Origin of the sequence: Vagococcus elongatus (assembly GCF_003987645.1) — a bacterium.
Taxonomy (GTDB): domain Bacteria; phylum Bacillota; class Bacilli; order Lactobacillales; family Vagococcaceae; genus Vagococcus_A; species Vagococcus_A elongatus.
In genome coordinates this window covers 41,309-65,301 of the sequence record NZ_NGKA01000015.1, presented here as the reverse complement: position 1 = coordinate 65,301, position 23,993 = coordinate 41,309, and the positions used below count along the sequence as shown (strand labels likewise).

Annotated in this window: 22 protein-coding genes and 1 pseudogene; 22 read left to right on the top strand and 1 reads right to left on the bottom strand. The window is 37.9% G+C overall.

The window, feature by feature from the left end:
- The 14 genes and pseudogenes from CBF29_RS14290 to purD all read left to right on the top strand — a co-directional run.
- A pseudogene (locus CBF29_RS14290) lies at positions 1-328 on the top strand (IS30 family transposase); the annotation flags it as partial.
- A 111-nt stretch (positions 329-439) separates the two neighbouring features.
- Positions 440-1,348 carry a lactate/malate family dehydrogenase gene (locus CBF29_RS10070; protein ID WP_126809592.1) on the top strand — a complete coding sequence of 303 codons (909 nt, stop codon included), beginning with the start codon at positions 440-442 and terminating at the stop codon, positions 1,346-1,348.
- A gap of 195 nt (positions 1,349-1,543) precedes the next feature.
- Complete coding sequence (gene purE, locus CBF29_RS10065) at positions 1,544-2,032, top strand: 5-(carboxyamino)imidazole ribonucleotide mutase (RefSeq protein WP_126809591.1); 489 nt, start codon at positions 1,544-1,546, stop codon at positions 2,030-2,032.
- Complete coding sequence (purK, locus tag CBF29_RS10060) at positions 2,025-3,164, top strand: 5-(carboxyamino)imidazole ribonucleotide synthase (protein WP_211334275.1); 1,140 nt, start codon at positions 2,025-2,027, stop codon at positions 3,162-3,164. The genes purE and purK overlap by 8 nt, the downstream gene beginning before the upstream one ends.
- Positions 3,161-4,456, top strand: a complete 1,296-nt coding sequence (gene purB, locus CBF29_RS10055) for an adenylosuccinate lyase (RefSeq protein WP_126809589.1) — start codon at positions 3,161-3,163, stop codon at positions 4,454-4,456. The genes purK and purB overlap by 4 nt, the downstream gene beginning before the upstream one ends.
- A gap of 174 nt (positions 4,457-4,630) precedes the next feature.
- Positions 4,631-5,338: a phosphoribosylaminoimidazolesuccinocarboxamide synthase gene (gene purC, locus CBF29_RS10050; RefSeq protein ID WP_126809588.1), complete on the top strand. Its 708-nt coding sequence runs from the start codon at positions 4,631-4,633 to the stop codon at positions 5,336-5,338.
- Positions 5,339-5,361: 23 nt separating this feature from the next.
- Positions 5,362-5,607 (top strand): phosphoribosylformylglycinamidine synthase subunit PurS, encoded by a 246-nt coding sequence (purS, locus tag CBF29_RS10045; RefSeq protein WP_126809587.1) that lies wholly within the window; start codon positions 5,362-5,364, stop codon positions 5,605-5,607.
- A gap of 1 nt (position 5,608) precedes the next feature.
- Complete coding sequence (gene purQ / locus CBF29_RS10040) at positions 5,609-6,283, top strand: phosphoribosylformylglycinamidine synthase subunit PurQ (protein ID WP_126809586.1); 675 nt, start codon at positions 5,609-5,611, stop codon at positions 6,281-6,283.
- The gene (purL, locus tag CBF29_RS10035; RefSeq protein WP_126809585.1) at positions 6,284-8,506 is read left to right on the top strand and encodes a phosphoribosylformylglycinamidine synthase subunit PurL; all 2,223 of its coding nucleotides are present in this window, start codon (positions 6,284-6,286) and stop codon (positions 8,504-8,506) included.
- Entirely contained in the window at positions 8,491-9,936 is a 1,446-nt protein-coding gene (gene purF, locus CBF29_RS10030) for an amidophosphoribosyltransferase (protein WP_126809584.1), read from the top strand. The genes purL and purF overlap by 16 nt, the downstream gene beginning before the upstream one ends.
- Positions 9,937-10,061: 125 nt before the next feature.
- Complete coding sequence (gene purM, locus CBF29_RS10025; protein WP_126809583.1) at positions 10,062-11,105, top strand: phosphoribosylformylglycinamidine cyclo-ligase; 1,044 nt, start codon at positions 10,062-10,064, stop codon at positions 11,103-11,105.
- Positions 11,106-11,207: 102 nt separating this feature from the next.
- On the top strand, positions 11,208-11,813 hold the full coding sequence (purN, locus tag CBF29_RS10020; protein WP_126809582.1) for a phosphoribosylglycinamide formyltransferase: 606 nt from the start codon (positions 11,208-11,210) through the stop codon (positions 11,811-11,813).
- On the top strand, positions 11,810-13,348 hold the full coding sequence (gene purH, locus CBF29_RS10015; protein ID WP_126809581.1) for a bifunctional phosphoribosylaminoimidazolecarboxamide formyltransferase/IMP cyclohydrolase: 1,539 nt from the start codon (positions 11,810-11,812) through the stop codon (positions 13,346-13,348). The genes purN and purH overlap by 4 nt, the downstream gene beginning before the upstream one ends.
- A 65-nt stretch (positions 13,349-13,413) precedes the next feature.
- Positions 13,414-14,676, top strand: a complete 1,263-nt coding sequence (purD, locus tag CBF29_RS10010; protein WP_126809580.1) for a phosphoribosylamine--glycine ligase — start codon at positions 13,414-13,416, stop codon at positions 14,674-14,676.
- 934 nt (positions 14,677-15,610) lie between these two features.
- On the opposite strand, the gene CBF29_RS10005 is transcribed toward purD, so the two are convergent.
- Entirely contained in the window at positions 15,611-16,423 is an 813-nt protein-coding gene (locus CBF29_RS10005) for a MurR/RpiR family transcriptional regulator (protein ID WP_126809579.1), read from the bottom strand.
- A gap of 236 nt (positions 16,424-16,659) precedes the next feature.
- Between CBF29_RS10005 and CBF29_RS10000 the strand changes: the two genes are divergently transcribed.
- The 8 genes from CBF29_RS10000 to CBF29_RS09965 are packed head-to-tail and all read left to right on the top strand — an operon-like array spanning position 16,660 to position 23,921.
- Entirely contained in the window at positions 16,660-17,382 is a 723-nt protein-coding gene (locus tag CBF29_RS10000) for an N-acetylmannosamine-6-phosphate 2-epimerase (protein WP_126809578.1), read from the top strand.
- Positions 17,369-18,256, top strand: coding sequence for an ROK family protein (locus CBF29_RS09995; protein WP_211334274.1), 888 nt, complete (start codon positions 17,369-17,371; stop codon positions 18,254-18,256). The genes CBF29_RS10000 and CBF29_RS09995 overlap by 14 nt, the downstream gene beginning before the upstream one ends.
- 46 nt (positions 18,257-18,302) lie before the next feature.
- Complete coding sequence (locus tag CBF29_RS09990; RefSeq protein ID WP_126809577.1) at positions 18,303-19,214, top strand: dihydrodipicolinate synthase family protein; 912 nt, start codon at positions 18,303-18,305, stop codon at positions 19,212-19,214.
- A gap of 12 nt (positions 19,215-19,226) precedes the next feature.
- Positions 19,227-19,667 (top strand): NanQ anomerase/TabA/YiaL family protein, encoded by a 441-nt coding sequence (locus CBF29_RS09985; RefSeq protein WP_126809576.1) that lies wholly within the window; start codon positions 19,227-19,229, stop codon positions 19,665-19,667.
- Between the two features lie 19 nt (positions 19,668-19,686).
- Positions 19,687-21,033: an ABC transporter substrate-binding protein gene (locus tag CBF29_RS09980; RefSeq protein WP_126809575.1), complete on the top strand. Its 1,347-nt coding sequence runs from the start codon at positions 19,687-19,689 to the stop codon at positions 21,031-21,033.
- Positions 21,034-21,072: 39 nt separating this feature from the next.
- A complete protein-coding gene (locus tag CBF29_RS09975) occupies positions 21,073-21,960 on the top strand; it encodes a carbohydrate ABC transporter permease (RefSeq protein WP_126809598.1) in 888 nt (295 codons plus the stop codon).
- Entirely contained in the window at positions 21,960-22,790 is an 831-nt protein-coding gene (locus CBF29_RS09970; RefSeq protein ID WP_126809574.1) for a carbohydrate ABC transporter permease, read from the top strand. The genes CBF29_RS09975 and CBF29_RS09970 overlap by 1 nt, the downstream gene beginning before the upstream one ends.
- Positions 22,791-22,811: 21 nt before the next feature.
- On the top strand, positions 22,812-23,921 hold the full coding sequence (locus CBF29_RS09965) for a Gfo/Idh/MocA family protein (RefSeq protein WP_126809573.1): 1,110 nt from the start codon (positions 22,812-22,814) through the stop codon (positions 23,919-23,921).
- Positions 23,922-23,993: the final 72 nt, after the last annotated feature.

Genomic DNA, 23,993 nt, shown 5'->3' with positions numbered 1-23,993 from the left:
AGAAATTTGGGCAAGCTTTATTCACTCAAATCTTTAAATCTATTACTGCTGATAAGGGCAGTGAGTTTAGTTCTTTGGACGATACTTTAAAGCACCTATAAGATATTTATTTTGCTCATCCATACTCATCTTGGGAAAGAGGGACAAACGAACGGCATAATGGATTATTTAGACAATTTGTTCCAAAAGAACTCCCATCTACCAATACTCAAGGCAATTTATTCAATCAGCCACAGAAAACATCAATCATTTGCCTCGTAAAATTTTAAACTATAAACAGCCAGTAACGCTATTTATAGAAGAAGTTCAAAAAATAAAAAAATGTTAACAAGACTTTTTTATAGGATAACACTGATATTTAGATATTTTTACCTTAGTGGCTAACTTAATATTGCAATTTAGGAAGAAAATTATGATTAAATAGAAAAGGATGTAAGCCATGGGAAAAAAAGTTGGAATCATTGGTGTGGGGCATGTCGGCAGCACAACGGCCTATACTTTGATTCAAAAGCAGATAGCGGATGAACTTGTCCTGTTTGATAAAAATGAAAAAATCGTTGAGGCAGAAATCAATGATTTAATTCAAGGTCAAATAGGTAACGAATCAACTGTCAGAATTAAAGGAAATGACTTGTCGCAACTAGCTAGTTGTGATGTGTTTATTTTTTCTGCCGGTAAAATAGAATTGCTGGCGGGAGGAGCTGACCGCTTTGAAGAGTTATCTTTCACAAAAAAAGTAGTAGAAGAATGGGCACCTAAAATCAAGGCATCAGGTTTTAACGGTATCCTTCTTTCTGTTACAAATCCTTGTGATGTAATCGTTCGTTATTTACAGGAATTAACCGGCCTGCCAAAAAATAAAATTTTCGGGACAGGTACTTCTTTGGACACAGCGAGAATGAAACAAGCCGTGGGAGAGGGCTTTGGCGTACACCCAAACAGTGTGAAGGGGTATGTTTTATGGGAACATGGAGAAACACAGTTTATCGCATGGTCAACAGTAAGAATTGCAGAACAGCAAGTCGCAAACGGTCTTTCGGCTGAAAAAATCGAATATCTTGAGAAAGAGGCAAGTGCTGCGGGTTCGAGAATTTTCTTGGGCAAGATATATACGTGTTACGGAATAGCTAATCAAGCGGCTAAAATTACAAAAGCGATACTGACAGATGCAGATGTGGTTATTCCAGTTTCAGCTTATTCCGAATCAGAGAAGCTATACATTGGTCAGCCGGCACTGATAGGCGCTTCAGGAATCAAAAAAACGTTTGATTTGACATTGACTGAAGATGAACAACTTAGTTGGCGGCGTTCCGTGGAGAAAATCAAGGAAATGTATGCAGCTATTTAAGTATTGATAAACAATCGGAAAAATTCTGGTTGTTTTTTGTTTTTTGCCGGTTGCTGTAGTTTTATACTTTATTTTCTCTTTTAATTCACTACAACACGAATTATAAACTAATAATAAAGTAAAACATTCGGAATTGTTTTGACATTAGAAATATAGGTTGTTAAAATAAAACTGAAAGTACGAAAGGAGAAGATTATGAAACCGTTAGTTGGAGTTATTATGGGAAGCATTTCTGACTGGGAAACGATGAAGTTTGCCTGCGATATTCTTGATGAATTAGCTATTCCTTATGAAAAAAAAGTTGTCTCTGCTCACCGTACGCCGGATTTAATGTTTGAATATGCAGAAAAAGCACAAGAAAAAGGTTTGAAAGTGATTATTGCCGGTGCTGGCGGAGCAGCCCATTTACCTGGAATGGTAGCATCAAAAACCATATTGCCAGTGATTGGGGTTCCGGTTCAATCAAGAGCGTTAAATGGTTTGGATTCTTTATTGTCAATCGTTCAGATGCCGGGAGGAGTTCCTGTTGCTACTACTGCGATCGGTAAAGCAGGCGCAACAAATGCGGGTCTGCTAGCCGCCCAAATATTGGGTATCAATAATCAAAAACTAAGCGATAAAATTAAAGATAGAAGAGAAAGTTTAGCCGAAATCGTACTAGAAAGTAGTGAACAACTTGACTAAAGTGATTTTTCCAGAATCAGTCATCGGCATAGTCGGCGGCGGTCAACTCGGTCAGATGATGGCGATGAGCGCTAAAGAAATGGGTTATGTGGTAGGGGTGCTTGATCCTGCTGAAAATTGCCCGGCGGCTCAGGTGTCCGACTGGCACATCCAAGCTGATTATGATGATAAGAAAGCTTTAAAGGAATTAGCTGATAATTGCGATGTATTGACCTACGAATTTGAAAATGTTGATGTCTCAGCTTTGGAACAAGTGAAAGATGATGTTTTGCTTCCCCAAGGGACACAACTTTTATCTATTACACAAAATAGAGTAAGGGAAAAGAATTTTTTGTCTGAAGCGCAAGTGTTGATTGCTCCTTTTGTGGAAGTAAATAATTTTGAAGATTTGGTTGATGGAGTTGTAAAAATTGGCTTTCCATGTGTGTTGAAAACAGCAAGCGGCGGCTATGACGGAAAAGGCCAACAAGTGTTGCGTGAAAAAAGCCAGCTGGAAGATTGTCGTAAAATGATTGCTTCAAGTCCATGCGTGCTAGAAGCGTGGTTGGATTTTGAGAAAGAAATTTCAGTTTTAGTTTGCGGCAATGGTCAAAATGATTATGTTACTTTGACTGTGGGGGAAAATATCCATCGGAACAATATTTTACATGAAACAATCGTTCCCGCTGACATTCAATCTGAGATTGCTGAGAAAAGTCAGAAAATTGCATTGAAAATTGCCAGGGCTTTAAATTTAGCCGGCATTTTGGCTGTTGAGATGTTCTTAACGGAGGAGGGAGAAATTTACGTAAATGAATTGGCTCCCCGTCCTCACAACTCCGGTCACCACAGTATTGAATCCTGCTCGATGAGTCAATTTGATTTGCATATTCGCGGTGTGTGCGGGTATCCGCTGAGTTCTCCGAGATTGTTATCATCAGCGGTGATGGTCAATATTTTAGGAGAACATTTGGATGCTACTTACAAAATAATTCCGGAAAAAGCTGATTGGCACTTCCATTACTATGGAAAAAAAGAAGCCAAAGTTGGTAGAAAAATGGGACATATCACAATTTTAACCGACGATACAGCACATACTTTAAGAGAAATCAAAGCAACAAAAATATGGGATAGACAAGGGAGAATAAAATGATACCACGCTATACTCGCCCTGAGATGGGTGCAATTTGGACAGAAGAAAACAGATATAATTCTTGGCTGGAAGTTGAAATTTTGGCTGCAGAAGCTTGGGCTGAATTAGGGGAAATACCAAAAGAAGATGTGAAAAAGATTCGTGAGAGGGCAGCTTTTGATATTGCCAGAATTTTGGAAATTGAGGAAACGACACGACATGATGTTGTGGCGTTCACACGTGCAGTTTCGGAAAGCTTGGGAGATGAAAGCAAGTGGGTCCACTATGGTTTGACAAGTACGGATGTAGTGGATACTGCTTACGGTTTTCAATTAAAACAAGCCAATACAATCCTACTAGAAGGCTTGGAACAATTTTTGTCTGTTATTGGCAACAAAGCGATTGAACATAAATTTACTATTATGATGGGGCGTACTCACGGAGTGCACGCAGAACCAACTACCTTTGGTTTGAAATTAGCTACTTGGTATTCGGAAATGAAACGTAATATTGAAAGATTCAAGCACGCTTCCGCTGGCGTAGAGGCTGGGAAAATATCAGGTGCTGTGGGGACCTTTGCGAATATTCCGCCTTTTGTTGAAGCCTATGTTTGCGAGAATTTAGGTATCCGTGCCCAAGAAATTTCAACCCAAGTGCTGCCTCGGGATTTACATGCAGAATATATGGCTTCACTTTCATTGATTGCCACTAGTATTGAACGATTTGCCACTGAAATCAGAGGATTGCAAAAATCTGAACAACGAGAAGTGGAAGAATTCTTTTCAAAAGGTCAGAAAGGTTCTTCAGCCATGCCTCATAAGAGAAATCCTATTGGTTCAGAAAACATGTGCGGTCTGGCAAGAGTTGTCAGAGGGCACATGGTGACCGCTTATGAAAATGTGGCACTGTGGCATGAAAGGGATATATCCCATTCTTCTGCTGAGAGAATTATTCTCCCTGATACTTTGATTTTGGTAGATTATATGATTCACCGATTCAGCAAAATCGTAAAAGATTTGACTGTCTATCCAGAAAATATGAAACGCAACATGCAAGCTACCTTTGGTTTGATATATAGTCAGAGGGTTATGTTGAAACTGATTGACACCGGCATGACCCGTGAAGAAGCTTATGATTTAGTGCAGCCAAAAACGGCTTACGCCTGGGACCATCAAACGGATTTCCGTCCGCTATTGGAATCTGATGAAACAATCACTTCAGTATTGAGTGAATCCGATTTAGATGATGCCTTTGATTACCACCACCATATGACACAAGTAGACGCAATCTTTGAAAGGGTTGGTTTGTCTTAATACTCGAAAAATCTTTCGAGTATTTTTTTGTTTAAGCAAAACACGAACATTATCTTTACGTTCATGTTAAATGTAAAGAATATTATTGACCAATATTTTTTGCTTTGTTACAATGATGGCAAGTTAGTCATTCTGATAACAATTTGTTGTAAAAATAAAAAGGAGTGTTTATTAATGAAAAAAGCTGGACTTCTTTATGAAGGAAAAGCTAAAAAGCTCTTCAAAACAGATGACGAAGATGTTCTTTGGGTAGAATATTTGGATCAGGCAACAGCTTTAAATGGTTTGAGAAAAGATATTGTCGTAGGTAAAGGCGCATTAAATAATCAAATCACCAGTTTGCTTTTTCAAAAGTTGAAGGACGAAGGAATCGAAAGCCATTTTATTGAAAAGTTGTCAGAAACCGAACAATCTGTGAAGAGTGTTAAGATTGTTCCCTTAGAAGTAGTTGTCCGTAATATTGCAGCCGGGAGTTTTTCCAAGCGGCTGTCAGTAGAAGAAGGCACTGAATTAGCCTTTCCAATCGTAGAGTTTTATTACAAAGAAGATCAGCTGGATGATCCGTTTATCAATGAAGACCACATAAAAGTATTGGGTCTTGCTGATGATACTGACATTGCAGAGATTAAAAAACTTGCACTAAGAGTCAATCAGGTTTTATCAAAGCTGTTTGATGATGTTGGAATTCAACTAGTAGATTATAAATTGGAATTTGGTCGCACCAAAGAAGGAAAAATTCTTTTGGCGGATGAAATTTCTCCAGATACTTGCCGTTTATGGGATAAAGAAACTAAAGCTCACTTAGATAAAGATGTTTATAGAAGAGATTTGGGAGAATTGGTCCCTGTCTATCAAGAAGTATTAACCCGTTTAAAAAAATAAAAACAAATAAAGGAGCGCTCAACATGTATTTCGTGAAAGTTTATGTAACGTACAAAGATTCAGTTCTAGATCCTCAAGGGGAAGCAGTAAAGGGAGCTGTTCACAAACTAGGCTTTGTTGAAATTGAAGAAGTCAGAATCGGTAAATATTTTGAAATAAAAGTAGCAAAATCAGAGAGACCTGTAGAAGAAATGATTGAAGAAGTTTGTGATAAGTTATTGGCTAACGTGAATATGGAAACATACCGTTACGAAATCGAGGAGGTTTAAGATGAAATTTGCAGTCATTGTATTCCCGGGATCAAATTGCGATATGGATTTATTATGGGCAGTGAAGGACATCATGGGCGTAGAGGCTGAATATGTTTCTCATAATGAAACCAGCTTGGCAGGCTTTGATGGTGTGTTGCTCCCTGGGGGATTTTCCTACGGGGATTATTTGCGTTGCGGGGCGATTGCCCGATTTTCTAATATCATGAAAGAAGTTGTTCGTTTTGCGGAAGAAGGGTTGCCGGTTTTTGGCACTTGTAATGGATTTCAGATATTGACAGAGGCTGGTCTGCTGCCGGGAACGTTACTAAAAAACAGCTCGTTGCAATTCATTTGCCGGCCAGTGCCGTTAAAAGTAGTGAATAATGACACAAAGTTTACTTCTGAATATGAAAAAGATGAAGTCATCCATTTGCCAATCGCTCATGGTGAAGGCAACTATTATTGTGATGATGAGACTCTGGCTGAATTGAAAGCTAATAATCAAATCGTATTTACTTATGAGGAAGAAGTAAATGGCAGCTTGGAGAATATTGCAGGGATCGTGAACAAACAAGGAAATGTTTTGGGAATGATGCCCCATCCTGAACGGGCAGTAGAAAAATTGTTAGGCTCGGAAGACGGAAAAAAATTCTTCCAATCAATGATAAAAAATTTCGGAAAGGTGACAGTTTAAATGGGAAAATTCATGGAGCCAACTCCTTTAGAAATTAAAGAAAAACGTATTTATGTTGACTGGGGCATGACTGACGAAGAATATCGAATGGTAGAAGAGGATATCTTAGGAAGAATGCCAAACTACACTGAGACTGGGTTGTTTTCAGTGATGTGGAGTGAACATTGTTCCTATAAAAATTCTAAAACAGTGTTGAAAAAATTTCCAACATCAGGTCCTCAAGTTCTTCAGGGGCCAGGAGAAGGTGCTGGAATCATCGATATCGGTGACAATCAGGCAGTAGTTTTTAAAGCTGAAAGTCACAATCACCCTTCTGCGGTAGAACCTTATGAAGGGGCAGCCACTGGGGTGGGAGGAATCATCCGCGATATTTTCAGTATGGGTGCACGTCCAATTGCCATGCTGGATTCTTTGAGATTTGGCGAATTGAATACGCCAAGAACTAAATTTTTGCTGGAACAAGTAGTCGCAGGCATTGGCGGTTATGGAAACTGTATCGGTGTTCCGACAGTCGGCGGTGAAATTGGTTTTGATCCTTGCTATGAAGGCAACCCGCTCGTTAATGCGATGTGTGTGGGATTGATGGAGCACAAGGATATCCAAAAAGGCCAAGCCAAAGGTATCGGAAACTCTATTATGTATGTAGGAGCAAAAACCGGTCGTGACGGTATCCACGGTGCGACATTTGCCTCGGAAGAATTTGTTGAAGGCGGCGAACAGCAGCGTTCAGCTGTCCAAGTGGGCGATCCATTTATGGAAAAACTTTTGTTAGAAGCTTGTTTAGAACTGATTCTTGATCACTCGGATATCTTAGTGGGAATTCAGGATATGGGAGCTGCCGGATTAGTTTCTTCCAGTTCTGAAATGGCTTCAAAAGCGGGGTCTGGTTTAGTTCTTTATCTTGACGATGTGCCGCAGCGTGAAGCCGATATGACTCCTTATGAAATGATGTTGTCAGAGTCTCAAGAGCGGATGCTGATTTGTGTGAAAAAAGGTTCTGAAGATCAGGTGAAAGAATTATTCCATGAGTACGAACTTGATGCAGTCACTATCGGTGAAGTAACCGATGACGGCATGTATCGTCTATATCATCAAGGAAACGAAGTGGCTAATGTTCCTGTGGATGCTTTGGCTGAAGAGGCTCCTGTTTATCAGCCTGAAAAAGAAGAACCTGCAAGAATCAAAGAGTTTAATGAAATGGCAGACTTTGTTCCAAAAGTACCAGATGCTACGGAAGTTTTAAAAGACTTGCTTCAACAACCTACGATTGCATCAAAGAGAGCTATTTTTGAAACTTATGATTCCCAAGTGTTGACGAATACAGTAGTCGGTCCCGGAAGTGACGCAGCTGTTTTGCGGGTACGGGGCACAAATAAGGCGCTGGCGATGACGATAGATTGTAATGCACGCTATTTGTATTTGGATCCTGAGGTTGGCGGACAAATCGTTGTGGCAGAAGCTGCCAGAAATATTGTTGCCAGTGGCGGACAGCCTTTGGCAATCACAGACTGTCTTAACTATGGTTCCCCAGACAAACCAGAAGGCTATTGGGAACTTTGGACATCAGCTGACGGAATTTCTGCGGCTTGCCGTGAGTTAGGTACACCTGTTATTTCAGGTAACGTGTCCTTATATAATGAAACAGACGGCAAAGCAATCTATCCTACACCAACAATCGGGATGGTCGGTCTGATAGAAGACTTAGAACATGTGACAACACAAGATTTCAAGTCAGCAGGAGATTTGATTTATGTAATAGGCGAGACATCTGCAGACTTTAACGGGTCTGAATTGCAAAAATTACAGTTGGGCCGCATTGAAGGGAAATTAATGTCCTTTGATTTACAAACAGAAAAAACAAACCAAGATTTGGTGTTAGAAGCTATTCAAAGTGGTCTCGTAGAGAGTGCTCATGACTGTTCAGAAGGAGGCCTTGGGGTTGCTTTAGCTGAATCTGCTTTTGGTAATGAACTAGGCATTGCGGTAAAAGTTTCAATGCCGGTGGAAAATCTGTTTTCTGAAACACAGTCACGTTTCGTAATTTCTGTAAAGAAAGAAAATCAGCAGGCATTTGAAAGTTTAATCAACAACCACGGAACATTGATTGGTGAAGTTAATGAACAAGGGAAATTATCAATAACAGCAGAGAATGGTGAAATCGATTTGGCAACTGCGGAAGCTAAGAAACTTTGGGGGGAAGCCATTCCATGTCTTATGAAGTAAAAAGTTTAAATGAAGAGTGCGGGATTTTCGGTATCTGGGGACACCCAGATGCCGCCCGTGTCACTTACTTTGGGTTGCATAGTTTACAGCATCGCGGACAGGAAGGAGCCGGAATCGTTGCCAACGAAGACGGGACTCTTCGACGTCATCGGGGCCATGGGCTTTTAGCAGAAGTTTTCCAAGATGAAACATACATGGAGATGCTGGCTGGTTCAAGCGCCATAGGTCATGTAAGGTATTCAACTTCAAGTAAAAATACATTGAATAATATCCAGCCTTTTTTGTTTGAGTTTCACGATGGGCAAGTGGCACTTGCACATAACGGCAACTTGACTAACGCCAAATCATTACGCAGGATGTTAGAAGAAGATGGGACTATTTTTCATTCCACATCGGATACGGAAATCTTAATGCATCTCATACGCAAGAGCACCAAGGAAACGTTCATCGAGAAGTTGAAAGAGGCTTTGAATGTAGTCAAAGGTGCCTTTGCTTATTTGTTGATGAATGAAACTCAGATGGTGGCTGCTTTAGACCCAAACGGTTTCCGTCCTCTAACTATTGGACAAATGACGAACGGAGCCTATGTGGTAGCTTCTGAAACTTGTGCCCTTGAAGTGAGCGGGGCCAAGTTTATTTGCGATGTAAAGCCGGGAGAAATCGTGATTATTGATGATAACGGCTATCGCATTGAACGATATACGGATGATGTCCAATATGCTATTTGTTCTATGGAGTATGTCTATTTTGCCCGTCCCGATTCCAATATCGCTGGCATCAATGTTCACTCGGCACGAAAGAAAACTGGGAGTAACTTGGCCAAAGAAGCGCCTGTTGAGGCAGATATGGTCATCGGTGTTCCTAATTCTTCTCTATCGGCCGCCAGCGGCTATGCAGAAACTTCTGGCATTCCTTATGAGATGGGCTTAGTGAAAAATCAATATGTGGCAAGAACATTTATTCAACCAACTCAGGAATTAAGAGAACAGGGTGTAAGAATGAAATTATCAGCTGTTCGGGGAGTTGTGGAAGGTAAAAAAGTGATCATGGTGGACGATTCAATCGTTCGCGGAACTACCAGTAAAAGGATTGTTCAGTTGTTAAAAGAAGCTGGGGCGAAAGAAGTCCATGTAAGAATCGCTTCTCCGCCTTTAAAATATCCTAGTTTTTATGGTATTGATATCCAAACACGCAACGAATTGATTGCGGCTAACCATACAGTGGAAGAAATACGCGAATGGATTGGAGCAGACTCCTTGTATTATTTAAGTGAGCAAGGGCTGATTGACGGCATTGGCTTAGATTTTGATGCCCCTTATTCAGGTTTGTGTATGGCTCATTTCAACGGTGATTATCCAACAAAGCTATACGATTATGAAGAAAGTTACCTTAAATCACTGGAGGAGACGACCTTCTTTTTAGATGAATAGTCACGAATGATTAGGATTACTTATCCTTATTAACTAGGGACAAATCATCAACCAAAAAAAGTTTAGAATTGCTATACGTTCGGAAATAAGGTGTATGAGATAGTGAAGAAAGGGAGAGAGTCCAATTGGGAAATGCCTATTCAAAAGCTGGTGTGGATGTAGAAGCTGGCTATGAAGTAGTGAAAAGAATCAAAAAGCATATTAAGCGAACAGAACGCTTGGGAGTCATGGGAGAAATCGGAGGGTTCGGAGGTTGTTTTGACCTTGGTGAGTTGAATTATAAACACCCTGTGCTTGTCTCCGGAACAGACGGTGTCGGCACGAAACTTCTCCTTGCGATTCAAGCAGACAAGCATGACACGATTGGGATTGATTGTGTAGCTATGTGTGTCAATGATATTGTTGCGCAAGGAGCGGAACCTCTTTATTTTCTGGACTATCTTGCCACTGGTAAGAATGATCCTGCTCAAATCGAGCAGGTAGTCGCAGGGGTAGCAGAAGGATGTGTCCAGTCTGGCGCAGCGTTGATTGGGGGAGAGACCGCTGAGATGCCAGGAATGTACGGTGAGGAAGACTATGACTTAGCAGGCTTTGCTGTTGGTATTGCAGAAAAAGACCAGTTGATCACAGGAGAAAAAATAGCTGAAGGAGATGTCTTGATTGGTTTGCCTTCAACAGGTATTCACTCAAATGGCTATTCTTTAGTACGGAAAATTTTCTTCAAAGATCATTCGTTTTCTCTTGAAGATACTTTGGCTGAACTTGATGGAAAAACTCTTGCGGAAGAATTGCTGACGCCAACGAGAATTTATGTGAATGCTCTTTTACCACTTGCAAAAAAAGGCTTAGTGAATGGTGTGGCTCATATTACTGGGGGAGGCTTTGTAGAAAATATCCCGCGAATGCTGCCAGATGAGTCACTAGCGGCTGAAGTCACCTTAGGTACATGGCCTGAATTGCCGATTTTCAATGTTTTACAGAAGTATGGGGACATTCCCGCGTTGGAAATGTATGAAATTTTTAATATGGGTATCGGCATGGTATTAGCTGTTTCTGAAGAAAATGTTGCCAATGTTCAGAAGATTTTAGCGGAATCAAATGAGCCAAATTATCTGATTGGTAAAGTAGTTTCGAAAGAGGAAGAAGCAATCACTTTCAAAAATAGCTAAAAGAAATGTTTGACCATAAAGGTTTAAAAGGTTAAGTTGTTATTTTATTGCTGCATTGTATCTCTAAACTGGAGTTATATATTAATTAAGGAGACCAACAACATGAAAGTTGCAATATTCGCATCTGGTAATGGCAGTAATTTTGAAGCCATTATGCAGGCTGTTGCGGCAAAAGAACTGGAGATGGAAGTTGTTTTGCTTTTTTCCGATCAAAGGGAATCCTATGTTTTAAATCGAGCCAAGAAGTATCAGATTCCGACAGCAGCCTTTAGTCCGAAAGAGTTCGACTCAAGACAGGCTTATGAGCAGGCAGTTTTGGACGTGTTGCAGGAAAATCAAGTGGATTGGATTGTTCTTGCGGGATATATGCGTATCATTGGCAAAAAATTGCTGAAGGCTTATCCAAATAGGATCATCAATATTCATCCATCTTTGTTGCCGGCATTCCCGGGCTTACACGGGATAAAAGATGCTTTTGAAGCTGGTGTCTCTCAAACAGGTGTGACGATTCATTTTGTGGATGCCGGTGTTGATACCGGTCCGATTATTGCGCAAGGGAAAGTTTCAGTCCATTCGGATGACACATTGGAAAGCTTGGAAGAACGGATTCATAAAAAAGAACATGAACTTTATCCGAAAGTGCTTCAACAAATTATTGGCAAAGGGAACTTAGACTTTAAAATAAAGGAGAATCGTAATCTATCATGACAAGACGAGCATTGATCAGTGTTTCAGATAAAAAAGGGATCGTAGAATTTGCGAAAGAATTGCAGGCTTGCGGCATAGAAATCATTTCTACCGGAGGAACAAAGCAGACATTAGATGAAGCTGGTGTGTCTACAATCAGCGTGGATGAAGTGACTGGATTTCCAGAGATGATGGATGGCCGTGTGAAAACTCTGCATCCTAAAATTCATGGTGGACTTCTTGGCAGACGAGATTTAGACACTCATATGGACGCAATGAAAGCACATGACATTTCACCGATAGACTTTGTTTGTGTTAACTTATATCCTTTTAAAGACACTATTTCCCAAAAGAATGTGACAGAAAATCAGGCCATCGAAAATATTGATATCGGCGGTCCTAGTATGTTGCGTTCGGCTGCAAAAAACTTTGCATCTGTGACCGTCGTGGTTGACCCAGAAGATTACTCGCTCGTCCTAGCAGAATTGCGTGAAACTAACGACACGACATTAGCGACACGAAAGAAATTAGCAGCGAAAGTTTTTCGCCATACTGCCAGTTATGATGCATTGATTGCAGAGTATTTGACTAGCGCAGCCGGAGAATCATTACCGGAGAAATTGACATTAAGCTTTGAGTTGAAACAAACACTGCGTTATGGGGAAAACAGTCATCAAAAAGCAGAATTTTACAAAGAATTATTACCTGGAAAGTATTCTATTGCGCAAGCAGAACAGCTACACGGAAAAGAATTATCCTATAATAATATCAAAGACGGGGACGCGGCAATTAAAATTGCACGGGAATTTGAAAAACCAACGGTGGTTGTTTTAAAACATATGAACCCATGCGGTATTGGTACTGGACAAACAATTTATGACGCCTATCGCTCGGCATATGAGGCAGATCCAGTCTCTATTTTTGGCGGCATCATTGTGCTGAATCGTGAAGTAGATGAGGAAACGGCAGAAGATATGAGTCAGATTTTCCTAGAAATTATCATTGCGCCAAGTTTTTCAGAAAAAGCTTTAGAAATTTTATCAAGAAAGAAAAACATTCGTTTATTGACTCTTGATTTTTCTAAAAAATCTGAAACGCCAAAAAGAGAAGTTGTTTCTGTCCTTGGCGGTCTATTAGTCCAAGATCAAGACATCATCGAAGAAAATGAGCAGGAGTGGAAAGTAGTCACAGACAGACAACCTACAGAAGAAGAACTATCGGCATTATCTTTTGCGTGGAAAGCTGTTAAACACGTCAAATCCAATGCTATCGTTGTGGCAAATGACAAGCAGACTCTGGGTATTGGCGCCGGACAAATGAATCGTGTAGGCTCCGTTAAAATTGCTATTGAACAAGCAGGAGAGAAGAGTACTAATGCAGTTTTGGCAAGCGATGCGTATTTCCCAATGAATGACAGTGTGGAATATGCTGCACAACATGGAATTAAAGCGATCGTCCAGCCTGGAGGAAGCATTAAGGACCAAGACTCCATCGATATGGCAAATAAATATGGCGTGGCTATGGTCTTTACTGACGTTCGTCATTTTAGACATTAATGAAAGTCACTTTAACTTAAAGCAAAGCTTTCTGTTTTTAATATTATCAAAGGGAGCGTACTTAAATGAAATTATTGGTGATAGGCAGCGGAGGTCGGGAACATGCAATCGCAACAAAGCTGCTATCTAGTCCAAAGGTAACCAATGTTTATTGTGCAAAAGGCAACATTGGGATGATAAAAGATGGTATCGAACCAGTTGACATAGCAGAAGATGACCATGAAGCATTAATAGAATTTGCTAAAAAGCATCAAATTGATTGGACTTTTGTTGGCCCAGAGGTTCCTTTATTAAACGGCATTGTAGATGATTTCGAGAAGGCTGGACTGAAAATCTATGGTCCCAGAAGAAATGCTGCGATGATCGAAGGTTCAAAAGAATTTGCTAAAAAAATTATGCAACAAAATAATATTCCAACTGCAGATTATCAAGTTTTTACAGTTTACGAGGAAGCCAAAGAGTATATTGAAAAAATGGGGGCGCCTATTGTCATCAAAGCAGATGGATTAGCTGCCGGAAAAGGTGTCGTGGTTGCAGAAACAGAATTTGAAGCTTTGGAAGCTTTGAAAGAGATGATGGTCGACCAAAGATTTGGCGAGAGTGGAACTCGTGTGGTTATTGAAGAGTTTCTTGAAGGCCAAGAATTTTCACTGCTGGCTTTTGTTCGGGGAGAAGAAGTTTACCCCATGGTTGTCGCCCAAGACCATAAGGCAGCTTTTGACGGGGATAAAGGACCAAATACTGGCGGTATGGGAGCTTATTCTCCAGTTCCGCAAATTCCTGAGTGGATGGTGCAAACAGCAATTGATGAAATACTTCAGCCTGCTGCTAAGGGAATGGTTGAGAATGGTACTTTGTTTAACGGCATCTTATATGCCGGTCTCATTGCAACAGATGAAGGGCCGAAGACGATTGAATTTAACGCAAGATTTGGTGATCCGGAAACACAGGTGATTTTACCGAGACTGACAAGTGATTTGGCTCAGATTTTCGATGATTTATTGAATGGGAAAAATCCTGTGGTGACTTGGGATCATGAGTTGTCTTGTTTAGGTGTAGTAGTTGCAGCAGAAGGTTATCCGGGAGAATATTTAAAAGGGGCTCCTATTCCTGAATTCACTGATACTGTGACGGTTTCCTATGCAGGAGTAGCAGAAGATTCCGGAAATCTGGTGACTGATGGCGGAAGAGTCTATCTAGTTGCGGCAACAGGTAATGATTTGAAGGAAGCACAGAAAAAAGTCTATGATGCTTTGTCAATTGTCGATACGGACGGGACATTTTATCGTATTGATATTGGGGATAAGGCGATTAAGGGTTCATTGTAACAGTAAATATAAATCAGCAAAATCAATAAAAAGCAGGCGAATCTGTTACACGATTCGCCTGCTTTTAGTTATTGGTTTTTATTAATCTAGGTTCTCCGTCAAATAGCGTTCGTGTAGATTAAATTGATTCATCAGTTCAATAAATTATAGAGCTCTTTTTTATCTTTGACTGATCTTACAAAATTAGTCCCTGAATAAGATAAATTATAACGCACAAGTTGAGAAAACATCTGTAGTCATAGACGACGCGCTTCATTACTTTAATTTTGTTGTTTAAGCCTTCCGAGGTACTATTATAGTCCGTTTCAAATATAGTCCGTTTCAAAGGTATTGTTGATACCTTGTTTGTATTTGTTCAAGAAGACGAATTTATCCTGAGACCATTTTGGCGTCGTCTGTCTAAGGACTGAATGAAATTTAAAAATGATTGGCTATTTTTACGTTCATAGTGTTATAAACGTAATTGGCAGGTAGTGTATGCAATCTCTAAAGTTCATCATAGCTACTCAGATTGTCAACGATTGCTTTTTGGGACATTGGGTATCGGAAGTAGCAATTATAGCGATATGTTGAACTATACAGTTGATAATAATCCTTTAAAATTAGCTTCGAATAATGTTTGAGCCGTTTTTATTATACAGAATCTATTTTATGATAACGAGTCGTGGTTCGAATTCTCAAGTAATTAGGCGTTCGGATGATTTGCTGGATAATATAAAACCAATCCGTCACAATTTCAGTGTGAAGAAACGAACTTTTGACTTATTCTAAATAAAACGCACTCATGCCCGTAATGAAGTATTTCCCCTTGGTTTGTGTTTTACAGGAGAAGAATACAAAAATATGAATGCAAATAAATAAAATGACGTTTTCAAGATTTCCAAACATTTGACATACTCCCTCTATGAAGATGAAGCTTATCTTTATTTTTAAATTATTCATCTTCTAATGATTTTGTAATTACATCAATAGTATGCTCCATATTATGGCGATATTCGTCTTTTTCAAGTAATAGAGTGGTAATGATATCAATGATATAAAGTGTCGCAAATTGAGAATTAATAAAGCGTTTATTGTCTATGAATTTGCTGCTATAAGAGACTAAACTGACGTTACTTAATTGAGAAATAGAGCTTTTCGAAAAACTAGTTAAACTAACTATTTTAGCGTGAGCTTTTTTAGCTAGTTTCATGGCATTTAGAACTTCTGTAGTTTCTCCTGTTGTTGAAATACCAATGACTAAATCTTTTTTTGTTGCAATAGAACTGCTGATAATCATAAAGTGAGGATCAGTGATTGCTGAAGCATTTAATCCCATTCGTAATAAACGATAAGTTAATTCAGTAGCAGTTAAACCTGAACTTCCTGCACCGAAAACCAAGACTCGATCAGCTTTTTCAATCAAAGTGACAACTTTTTTTATTTGGTCTATTTTAGTCATGCGTTGCGTATTTTTAATTACTTTTGAGTAAAAATCATAAATTTGATCGGCTTTTTGATTGTGGTCATCTTTAGGAATTTCAATCATTGAAGCATTTAAATGAATCTTTAATTCAACAAAACTTTTACAACCAATTTTTTTGGCGAAACGAGTAATGGTTGCAGGAGAAGTATTTGTTAATTTAGCTAAATCAGAAATATTAATGTTTTTGATTTCGTTATTATTTTGTAATAGGTATGTAGCAATTTGTTTTTCTTTCTCGGAAAAAATCGGGAAGCTATCTTGAATTTCTTCAATGATGGTCATGATAACTCTCCTTTCTTGATTAAGGTTGAAAGACGATATGTAATAAATTCTAAATGATTATCAATATTTAAGCAACTAGAAAATAGTTTTCTAACTTAGCTATTTTAAGAGTTAAATTTAAACCACGAACAAGAAAATGGTTTTCATAATAAATGTATTGCAAAAATAGATTTCTTGGTGTATACTAAAAATGCGAGCGTTACCACTAGTGGATTATAAAAGGTTAGGAGCAAAAGATGGAAAATAAAACTTTAAAACATTTAAAAGACAACTTAATTGTTTCTTGTCAAGCATTGGAAGAGGAGCCTTTACACAGTTCCTTTATTATGTCACGTATGGCATTGGCAGCCGTTCAATCTGGGGCTGTTGGTATACGGGCTAATTCTGTTAAGGATATTAAAGCGATTCAAGAAACAGTATCAGTTCCTATTATCGGAATTTTAAAAAAAGTTTATCCAGATTCACCTGTTTTTATTACACCAACTTTGGCTGAGGTTCGAGAAATTTGTGCAACAGGTGTAGAAATAGTTGCAATGGATGCCACCTTGCGCAAAAGACCCAACGAAGAAAAATTAAAGGATATAGTTACAACTATCAAGGCGGAATATCCTAATACTTTATTAATGGCAGACACAAGCTCAATTGCCGACGTAAAAAAGGCCGAGGAGATAGGTTTTGAAATTATTGGTACTACTTTATATGGTTATACAGATGAGACTCAACATGAAAATATTGCTGATGATGATTTTATATTTTTAAAAGAAGTATTGAAAGCAACCAATTTGCCAGTTATTGCTGAAGGGAAAATTGACACCCCGTTAAAAGCCAGGAAAGTTCTTGAATTAGGTTGTCATTGTGTTGTTATTGGAGGAGCAATCACTCGACCACAACAAATTACTTTAACATTCGTTTCTGAAATTAATAAAATGGGAAAGGGGAACAAAAGTGACAGGAAATAATGTTTATCTTTGTCTAGATGTTGGAGGGATGAGTATTCAATATGGACTATTTGATCAATCTGGAGTTCTTTTATCTAAACTAGATTCTGTATCTTCAAAAAATGGAGAGAAATCAGTTTTGGACATCTTGCTAGGGATTGTGTCCGAAACAATCAAAAGTTATTCGATTAAAGGAATTTGTGTAGCAAGTTCAGGAGTTATTGATTCTGAAAAGGGTGAAGTAATTTATTCTGGTTATACTATTCCAGAATACAAAGGGACACAAATAAAAAAAACAATTGAAACTATTTTCAATTTACCATGTGAAGTAGAAAATGATGTAAATTGTACAGCATTGGGAGAGTATTGGAAAGGAAGTGGAAAAGGCAGTAATTCATTAGTTTGTCTGACGATTGGTACGGGGATTGGTGGAGCAATAATGTTAGGCGGTTCAATCTACCATGGTAAAAACTACTCAGCTGGTGAAATAGGATATATGAAGGTTTCGAATGAAAACATTCAAGATATTGCTTCCGCGACCAGTCTGATTGAACGAGTCGGTCAGAAAAAAAAGGTTAACTTAAATGGTAAAGAAATTTTTGAAGCAGCAAAAACAGGAGATGAAGTAAGTATAGAAGAAATTGATTACCTTCTTGAAAACTTAAGTGTCGCGATTATCAATATTATGTACTTATTATCTCCAGAAAAGATAATCGTTGCTGGAGGAATCATAAATCAGAAAGACTACTTGTATGAAAAGTTGTTGACTAAAGTTGCCGCAAATATAGAGGATACTTTTTTCAATAATAGTACGATTGTTTTTGCAGAAAATAATAAGACCGCCAACTTGCTGGGTGCGTTGTTCCATTTCAAAAAGCTACAAAATATAGACTAAATTTTCGTGAAGTAAGTTATAAAACATATAAAAGGGAGATATTTGGATGTCAAAATTAGATAAATATAAAACAGTTATACCTGCATTTTATGCTTGTTACGATGATGAGGGTAATATCTCAACAGAGAGAATCAGAAAGCTAGCAAAATATTTTTTAAATAAAGGAATCAAGGGACTTTATGTAGGTGGGAGTAGTGGTGAATGTATTTATCAAAATGTTGCCGAGAGAAAACTAGTTTTGGAAACAGTGGTTGAAGCTATTGGAGATGAAATGCTGATCATCGCCCACGTAGCTGCCAGTTCAACTCGTGATAGTATTGAACTGGCTGAACATGCTGAAAAATTAGGTGTTGATGCTTTAGCTGCAATTCCGCCGATTTATTTTGTCTTACAAGAACATGCGATTAAAGCTTACTGGACAAGCATTCTAGAAGCTACTGAATTGGATTTTATTATTTATAATATTCCTCAGACTACTGGTTATTCGCTTTCAGTTAAGTTATTCCAAGAAATGATGGCAAACAAGCAAGTGATAGGCGTTAAAAATTCTTCCATGCCTGTGCAGGATATCAATAATTTTAAAATTTTTAGTGAGAAGCCTTCCATTGTTTTTAACGGGCCAGATGAGCAGTTTGTTGGTGGTAGAGTAATGGGCGCAGAAGGAGGAATTGGTGGAACCTATGGTGTAATGCCCGAGCTTTTCATTGCCATGGATCAGCACATAAAAAATAATGAGATGGCTCAAGCGTTAGCCATTCAGAATCAAGTCAATTTAATTATTGCTAAACTTACTTCATGCAAAGGTAACATTTATGCAGTTATCAAAAAAGTATTAGAGTTGCAAGGAGTGAATATTGGAGGTGTTCGCGAACCTTTACCAAATGTTGAGGAACAAGATTTTAGTACCATTAAAGAATGTTATGACATGATTGAAGCTGCAAAGGCATCTTTGGTCTAAGGAGTCGGGCAAATGATTATTGATAATGTAAAAAATATTCAAAGATATCAGGAGATGGAAGAAATCTATCTGATGTTAAAAACGATGAAGGATTATAGTGGGCAAAGTGAGCTAATTTCAAGGCAAAAAATGACAATTAACAAAATAGTTTTTACAGCTAAATCCGAAGAAAAAAGAGTATTTGAAAATCACAAAAAATTTATTGATGTGCATTATATTTTATCTGGTGAAGAAAAAATAGATTTGGCAGATGCAGCTGTTTTAGATGAATTAGAATCCTATGATACTAGTAAAGATATTATGTTTTTAAGTGGAAATGCTCAAGTAGAAGTAATATTGAAACCAGGCGATTTTTTAATTTGTTACCCTAGTGAGGCTCATAAAGTGGGGGGGAAGATAAGTGATGACACGAAAGAAATAACTAAATTTGTGGGTAAAATTGAAGGAATTTAAAAATGAAAGGAAGAAGTTCATGAGAAAATTATTTAAAAAGAAAATGTTAGTCTGGGGCTTTGCTTTATTAGCGTCGATATTTTTAATTAGTGCTTGTGGTGGAAAAGATAAAAAGGATGAGGCAACTGTTGACGGTGAATTAAATGGCGAAATCACGTTTTGGCATTCATTTACTCAAGGACCTCGGATGGAATCAATTCAAAAATCTGCAGAAGATTTTGAAAAAGAACATCCTGGTGTAAAAATTAAAATTGAATCATTCTCGTGGGATGACTTTTATCAAAAATGGACTACAGGTTTAGCTTCTAATAATGTACCTGATATGAGTACGGCCTTACCGAATCATGTGGTGGAAATGATTGATTCAGGAGCAGTCGTGCCTTTGAATGATTTGATTGACAGTATTGGTCGTAATCGCTTTTCTGAGATGTCAATCGGTGAAGGGCACGTAGATGGTAATGATTATTCAATTCCTTTGTATTCTCATGCTCAAGTGATGTGGATTCGAAAAGATTTATTAGAAGAGAATAATTTGGAAATACCAGAAACATGGGATGAATTTGCAAAGGCAGCAGAGATTTTAACGAAAGATGGCGTCTACGGTGCATCTTTCCCAACAGGTTCTAATGACTTCTTAGGAACTAGATACTTGAATTATTATGTTAGAAGTCACGGAGAAAGTTTATTAACTGATGATTTAAAGGCAAATATAACTAGTGATGCAGCGATTGAAGGAATTAAGTTCTGGGTTGATATTTATGAAAAGGCTTCACCTAAAGATTCCATTTCTTATAATGTACTGGACCAAGCTACTCTCTATTACCAAGGAAAAACAGCTTTTGACTTTAATAGCGGTTTCCAAATCGCTGGAGTAGAGGCTAACTCGCCAGATTTGCTTGAATATATTGATGCTGCTCCTATTCCAAAAGTAAATAAAGATGATGAGGAATTGGGGATTGAAACTGCAAATATTCCTATGGTTGTGTGGGAAAATTCAGAGCATCCAGAAGTTTGTAAAGCGTTTATAGAATACTTATTTGAAAAAGATCGTTATATTGAGTTCCTTTCTGCTACACCAGTAGGTATGTTGCCTTCATTGAATGATATTAGTGAAGAACCGGCGTATAAAGAAAATAAAATAGTTAAACAATTCTCTCACGCAGAAAAAGTTATTAGTGATGCGGTGGCAAAGGGAACAGCTATTGGATATGAACATGGTCCTAGTGTTCAAGCAGGTTTATTAGTTTCTCAAGGTATTATTGAGAGTATGTTCCAAGATATTATAACTAATGATGTACAAGTTGAAAAAGCAGCTAAGGCAGCAGAAGAGGAGTTAAACGAAATATTCAGTAGTGTGGAACAATAGTCGTCATTCATTGATGATGGAGTAGGAGGGGAATGAGTGATAAAAAGAATTAAAAAGATAAATTATACTTCTTGGTTATTTATACTACCAGCGATTTTAGTTATTGTTTCTTTACTTTTGTATCCAGTTCTCTCAAGTGTTGTTTACAGCTTTACCTCTAAACATTTAACGAGACCAGTAAGCACATTTGTAGGGCTGCAAAACTATAAGAAGATACTTGCTGATGAACAATTCTATAAAGCATTTTTCATGTCAATAAAATGGACTGTGGCATCTATCGGAGGACAAGTTATCTTAGGATTTATATTAGCAATGTTGCTGAATAGTATCAAAATAGGAAAAAAAATGTTCCGTGTACTGCTTATCGTCCCTTGGGCGTTTCCTGTTGTGGTAATTGCGGTTATTTGGAAGTTTTTATTGAACGGAGTCTATGGTTTTATTCCAACTATGTTAGTTAATTTGGGATTGACCGACACTTTACCGCAATTCCTTAGTTCGGGCACTTTGGTTTTTCCAACGATACTATTCGTCAATCTATGGTTTGGAACACCGATGATTATGGTGAACATTTTGTCTGCCCTTCAAACCATTCCAGAGGAACAATATGAAGCGGCAAAAATGGATGGTGCTAGTACTTGGCAAACTTTTGTTAGTGTGACAATCCCACACATTAGTAAGGTGGTAGGTTTGCTAGTTATTTTAAGAACTATCTGGGTTTTCACAAACTTTGATATGGTTTACTTATTAACTGGTGGTGGTCCAGCTAATGTTACAATGACTTTACCTATTTATGCTTACAAAATGGGGTGGGGTCTTAAACTATTAGGAAAATCATCTGCTATTACTATTATCATGCTGATCTTCTTATTAATAGTTTGTTCAATTTATTTTTACTATTCAGATAAAAAGGAAAAGGAGAATGTGTAATGAGGAAAAAATTGTCCGTCAGAACGATTATTAAATATTTAACATTAATTTTAGCCTCAATTGTCGCAGTTTTTCCTTTACTTTGGATTATTTTATCAGCTTTTAAAGGACCGGGAGAAATCAATCAGTATCCTACCAACATTTTACCTAAACAATGGACGTTTGATAATTTTCGCTATGTATTATCTGAATTGAATTTTGGGAACTATATTGTTAATAGTCTGGTGATTGCACTAGCTACAACTTTTGTAGCTGTAACGATTTCAGCTTTAGCAGCTTATGGAGTGGTTAGATTTTTCCCAAGAGTTGGAAAAGCTTTAACCAGATTATTAATTACCACTTATATGTTCCCGCCAATTTTGTTAGCTATTCCTTACTCTGTCATTATCGGAGCATTGGGTTTAGTCAATACTAGGATAGGTTTAATTATTGTCTATTTATCATTTAGTGTTCCTTATGCTGTTTGGCTTTTGGTCGGTTTTTTCGAAACAGTCCCGTTAGGAATTGAGGAAGCAGCTAGAATTGACGGTGCCAATAAACTACAAGTATTTATTCAAGTAGTTTTACCAATCGTGGCACCCGGAATTGTAGCAACAGCTATCTACACGTTTATAAATGCTTGGAATGAATTTTTATATTCATTAATTTTGATTAATAGTACAGAAAAAATGACCATTGCGGTGGCTTTAAGAGCTTTAGAAAATCAAGAAATATTAGATTGGGGTCAAATGATGGCAGCATCAAGCTTAGTCGTCTTGCCATCGGTAATATTCTTTGTGTTTATCCAAAATAAAATAAGTAGTGGTTTAGCAGAAGGCGCCACAAAATAAATTAAATCAGGGAGAGTTGAAATGAGTAAAACAGGTTATGCGGTTGTAGGAGTAGGGTATTTTGGTGCAGAACTCGCAAGAATTATGAAGCAAAATCAAGGAGCAGAAATTGTAGCAGTTTATGATCCAAATAATGCAGAAATAATTGCTAAAGAATTAGATTGTGATTTTGAAACAGATTTAGATACATTATTTAGTCGAGAAGATGTGGATGCTGTAATTGTAGCATCACCAAATTATCTGCATAAGGAAGCTGTCCTAAAAGCTGCTGAACACGATGTTCATGTATTTTGTGAAAAGCCAATTGCCCTTTCTTTTGAAGACTGTGATGAAATGGTAAGAGTTTGTGATGATAAAGGACTAATTTTTATGGCGGGACACGTTATGAATTTCTTTAATGGTGTTAGAACAGCTAAAAAACTAATTGAAGAAGGTAAAATCGGGGAAGTTTTGTATTGTCATTCAGCTAGAAATGGTTGGGAAGAACCTCAAAAAGAAGTTATTTGGAAGAAAATACGCAGTAAATCAGGTGGACATTTATACCACCACATTCATGAACTAGATTGTATTCAATTCATCTTAGGAGATCCATTGACTGCAACAATGACTGGTGGAAATGTGGCACACCAAGGAGAAGAATTTGGTGATGAGGATGATATGCTATTTATTAACCTAGAATTTGAAGATAATAAATTCGCGATTCTTGAATACGGGTCAGCTTTTCGATGGACAGAACATTATTTATTAATTCAAGGAACTTTAGGGGCAATAAAGATAGACATGAATAATGTGGCTATGACATTAAAAACTGAAGAGGGGGAAGAGAAATTTCTAGTCCACGAAACTCAAGAAGAAGATGACAATAGAACAGCCATCTATCGTGGAACAGACATGGATGGTGCTATTCAATACGGTCAACCAGGCAAAACACCGCCGATGTGGTTGCACAGTATTATGAAAAAAGAAATGCTTTATTTCCATAATATTATGAATGGCGAAGCCCCAGACAAAGAATTTGAAAACTTGTTGAATGGTAAGGCAGCAAGATCTTCTATTGCGACGGCCGATGCTTGCACTTTGTCACTAAAAGAAGATAGGAAAGTAAAACTAAGCGAAATCAGACGGAAATAGAAATATTTTATAGTGCGGATTATCAAGTCAAATTAGAAGATAATTTTTCATGCACAAATTTTTTTAACTGGT

Bases quoted from the DNA above. Each gene is read 5' to 3' on its own strand.
- CBF29_RS10005 (WP_126809579.1), bottom strand. From the start codon at position 16,423: ATGACCATCATTGAAGAAATTCAAGATAGCTTCCCGATTTTTTCCGAG.
- CBF29_RS09980 (WP_126809575.1), top strand. From the start codon at position 19,687: ATGAGAAAATTATTTAAAAAGAAAATGTTAGTCTGGGGCTTTGCTTTA.
- purB (WP_126809589.1), top strand. From the start codon at position 3,161: ATGATACCACGCTATACTCGCCCTGAGATGGGTGCAATTTGGACAGAA.
- CBF29_RS10000 (WP_126809578.1), top strand. From the start codon at position 16,660: ATGGAAAATAAAACTTTAAAACATTTAAAAGACAACTTAATTGTTTCT.
- purD (WP_126809580.1), top strand. From the start codon at position 13,414: ATGAAATTATTGGTGATAGGCAGCGGAGGTCGGGAACATGCAATCGCA.
- purC (WP_126809588.1), top strand. From the start codon at position 4,631: ATGAAAAAAGCTGGACTTCTTTATGAAGGAAAAGCTAAAAAGCTCTTC.
- purH (WP_126809581.1), top strand. From the start codon at position 11,810: ATGACAAGACGAGCATTGATCAGTGTTTCAGATAAAAAAGGGATCGTA.
- purS (WP_126809587.1), top strand. From the start codon at position 5,362: ATGTATTTCGTGAAAGTTTATGTAACGTACAAAGATTCAGTTCTAGAT.
- purL (WP_126809585.1), top strand. From the start codon at position 6,284: ATGGGAAAATTCATGGAGCCAACTCCTTTAGAAATTAAAGAAAAACGT.
- purE (WP_126809591.1), top strand. From the start codon at position 1,544: ATGAAACCGTTAGTTGGAGTTATTATGGGAAGCATTTCTGACTGGGAA.
- CBF29_RS10070 (WP_126809592.1), top strand. From the start codon at position 440: ATGGGAAAAAAAGTTGGAATCATTGGTGTGGGGCATGTCGGCAGCACA.
- purQ (WP_126809586.1), top strand. From the start codon at position 5,609: ATGAAATTTGCAGTCATTGTATTCCCGGGATCAAATTGCGATATGGAT.
- CBF29_RS09985 (WP_126809576.1), top strand. From the start codon at position 19,227: ATGATTATTGATAATGTAAAAAATATTCAAAGATATCAGGAGATGGAA.
- CBF29_RS09965 (WP_126809573.1), top strand. From the start codon at position 22,812: ATGAGTAAAACAGGTTATGCGGTTGTAGGAGTAGGGTATTTTGGTGCA.
- purF (WP_126809584.1), top strand. From the start codon at position 8,491: ATGTCTTATGAAGTAAAAAGTTTAAATGAAGAGTGCGGGATTTTCGGT.
- CBF29_RS09990 (WP_126809577.1), top strand. From the start codon at position 18,303: ATGTCAAAATTAGATAAATATAAAACAGTTATACCTGCATTTTATGCT.
- purN (WP_126809582.1), top strand. From the start codon at position 11,208: ATGAAAGTTGCAATATTCGCATCTGGTAATGGCAGTAATTTTGAAGCC.
- CBF29_RS09970 (WP_126809574.1), top strand. From the start codon at position 21,960: ATGAGGAAAAAATTGTCCGTCAGAACGATTATTAAATATTTAACATTA.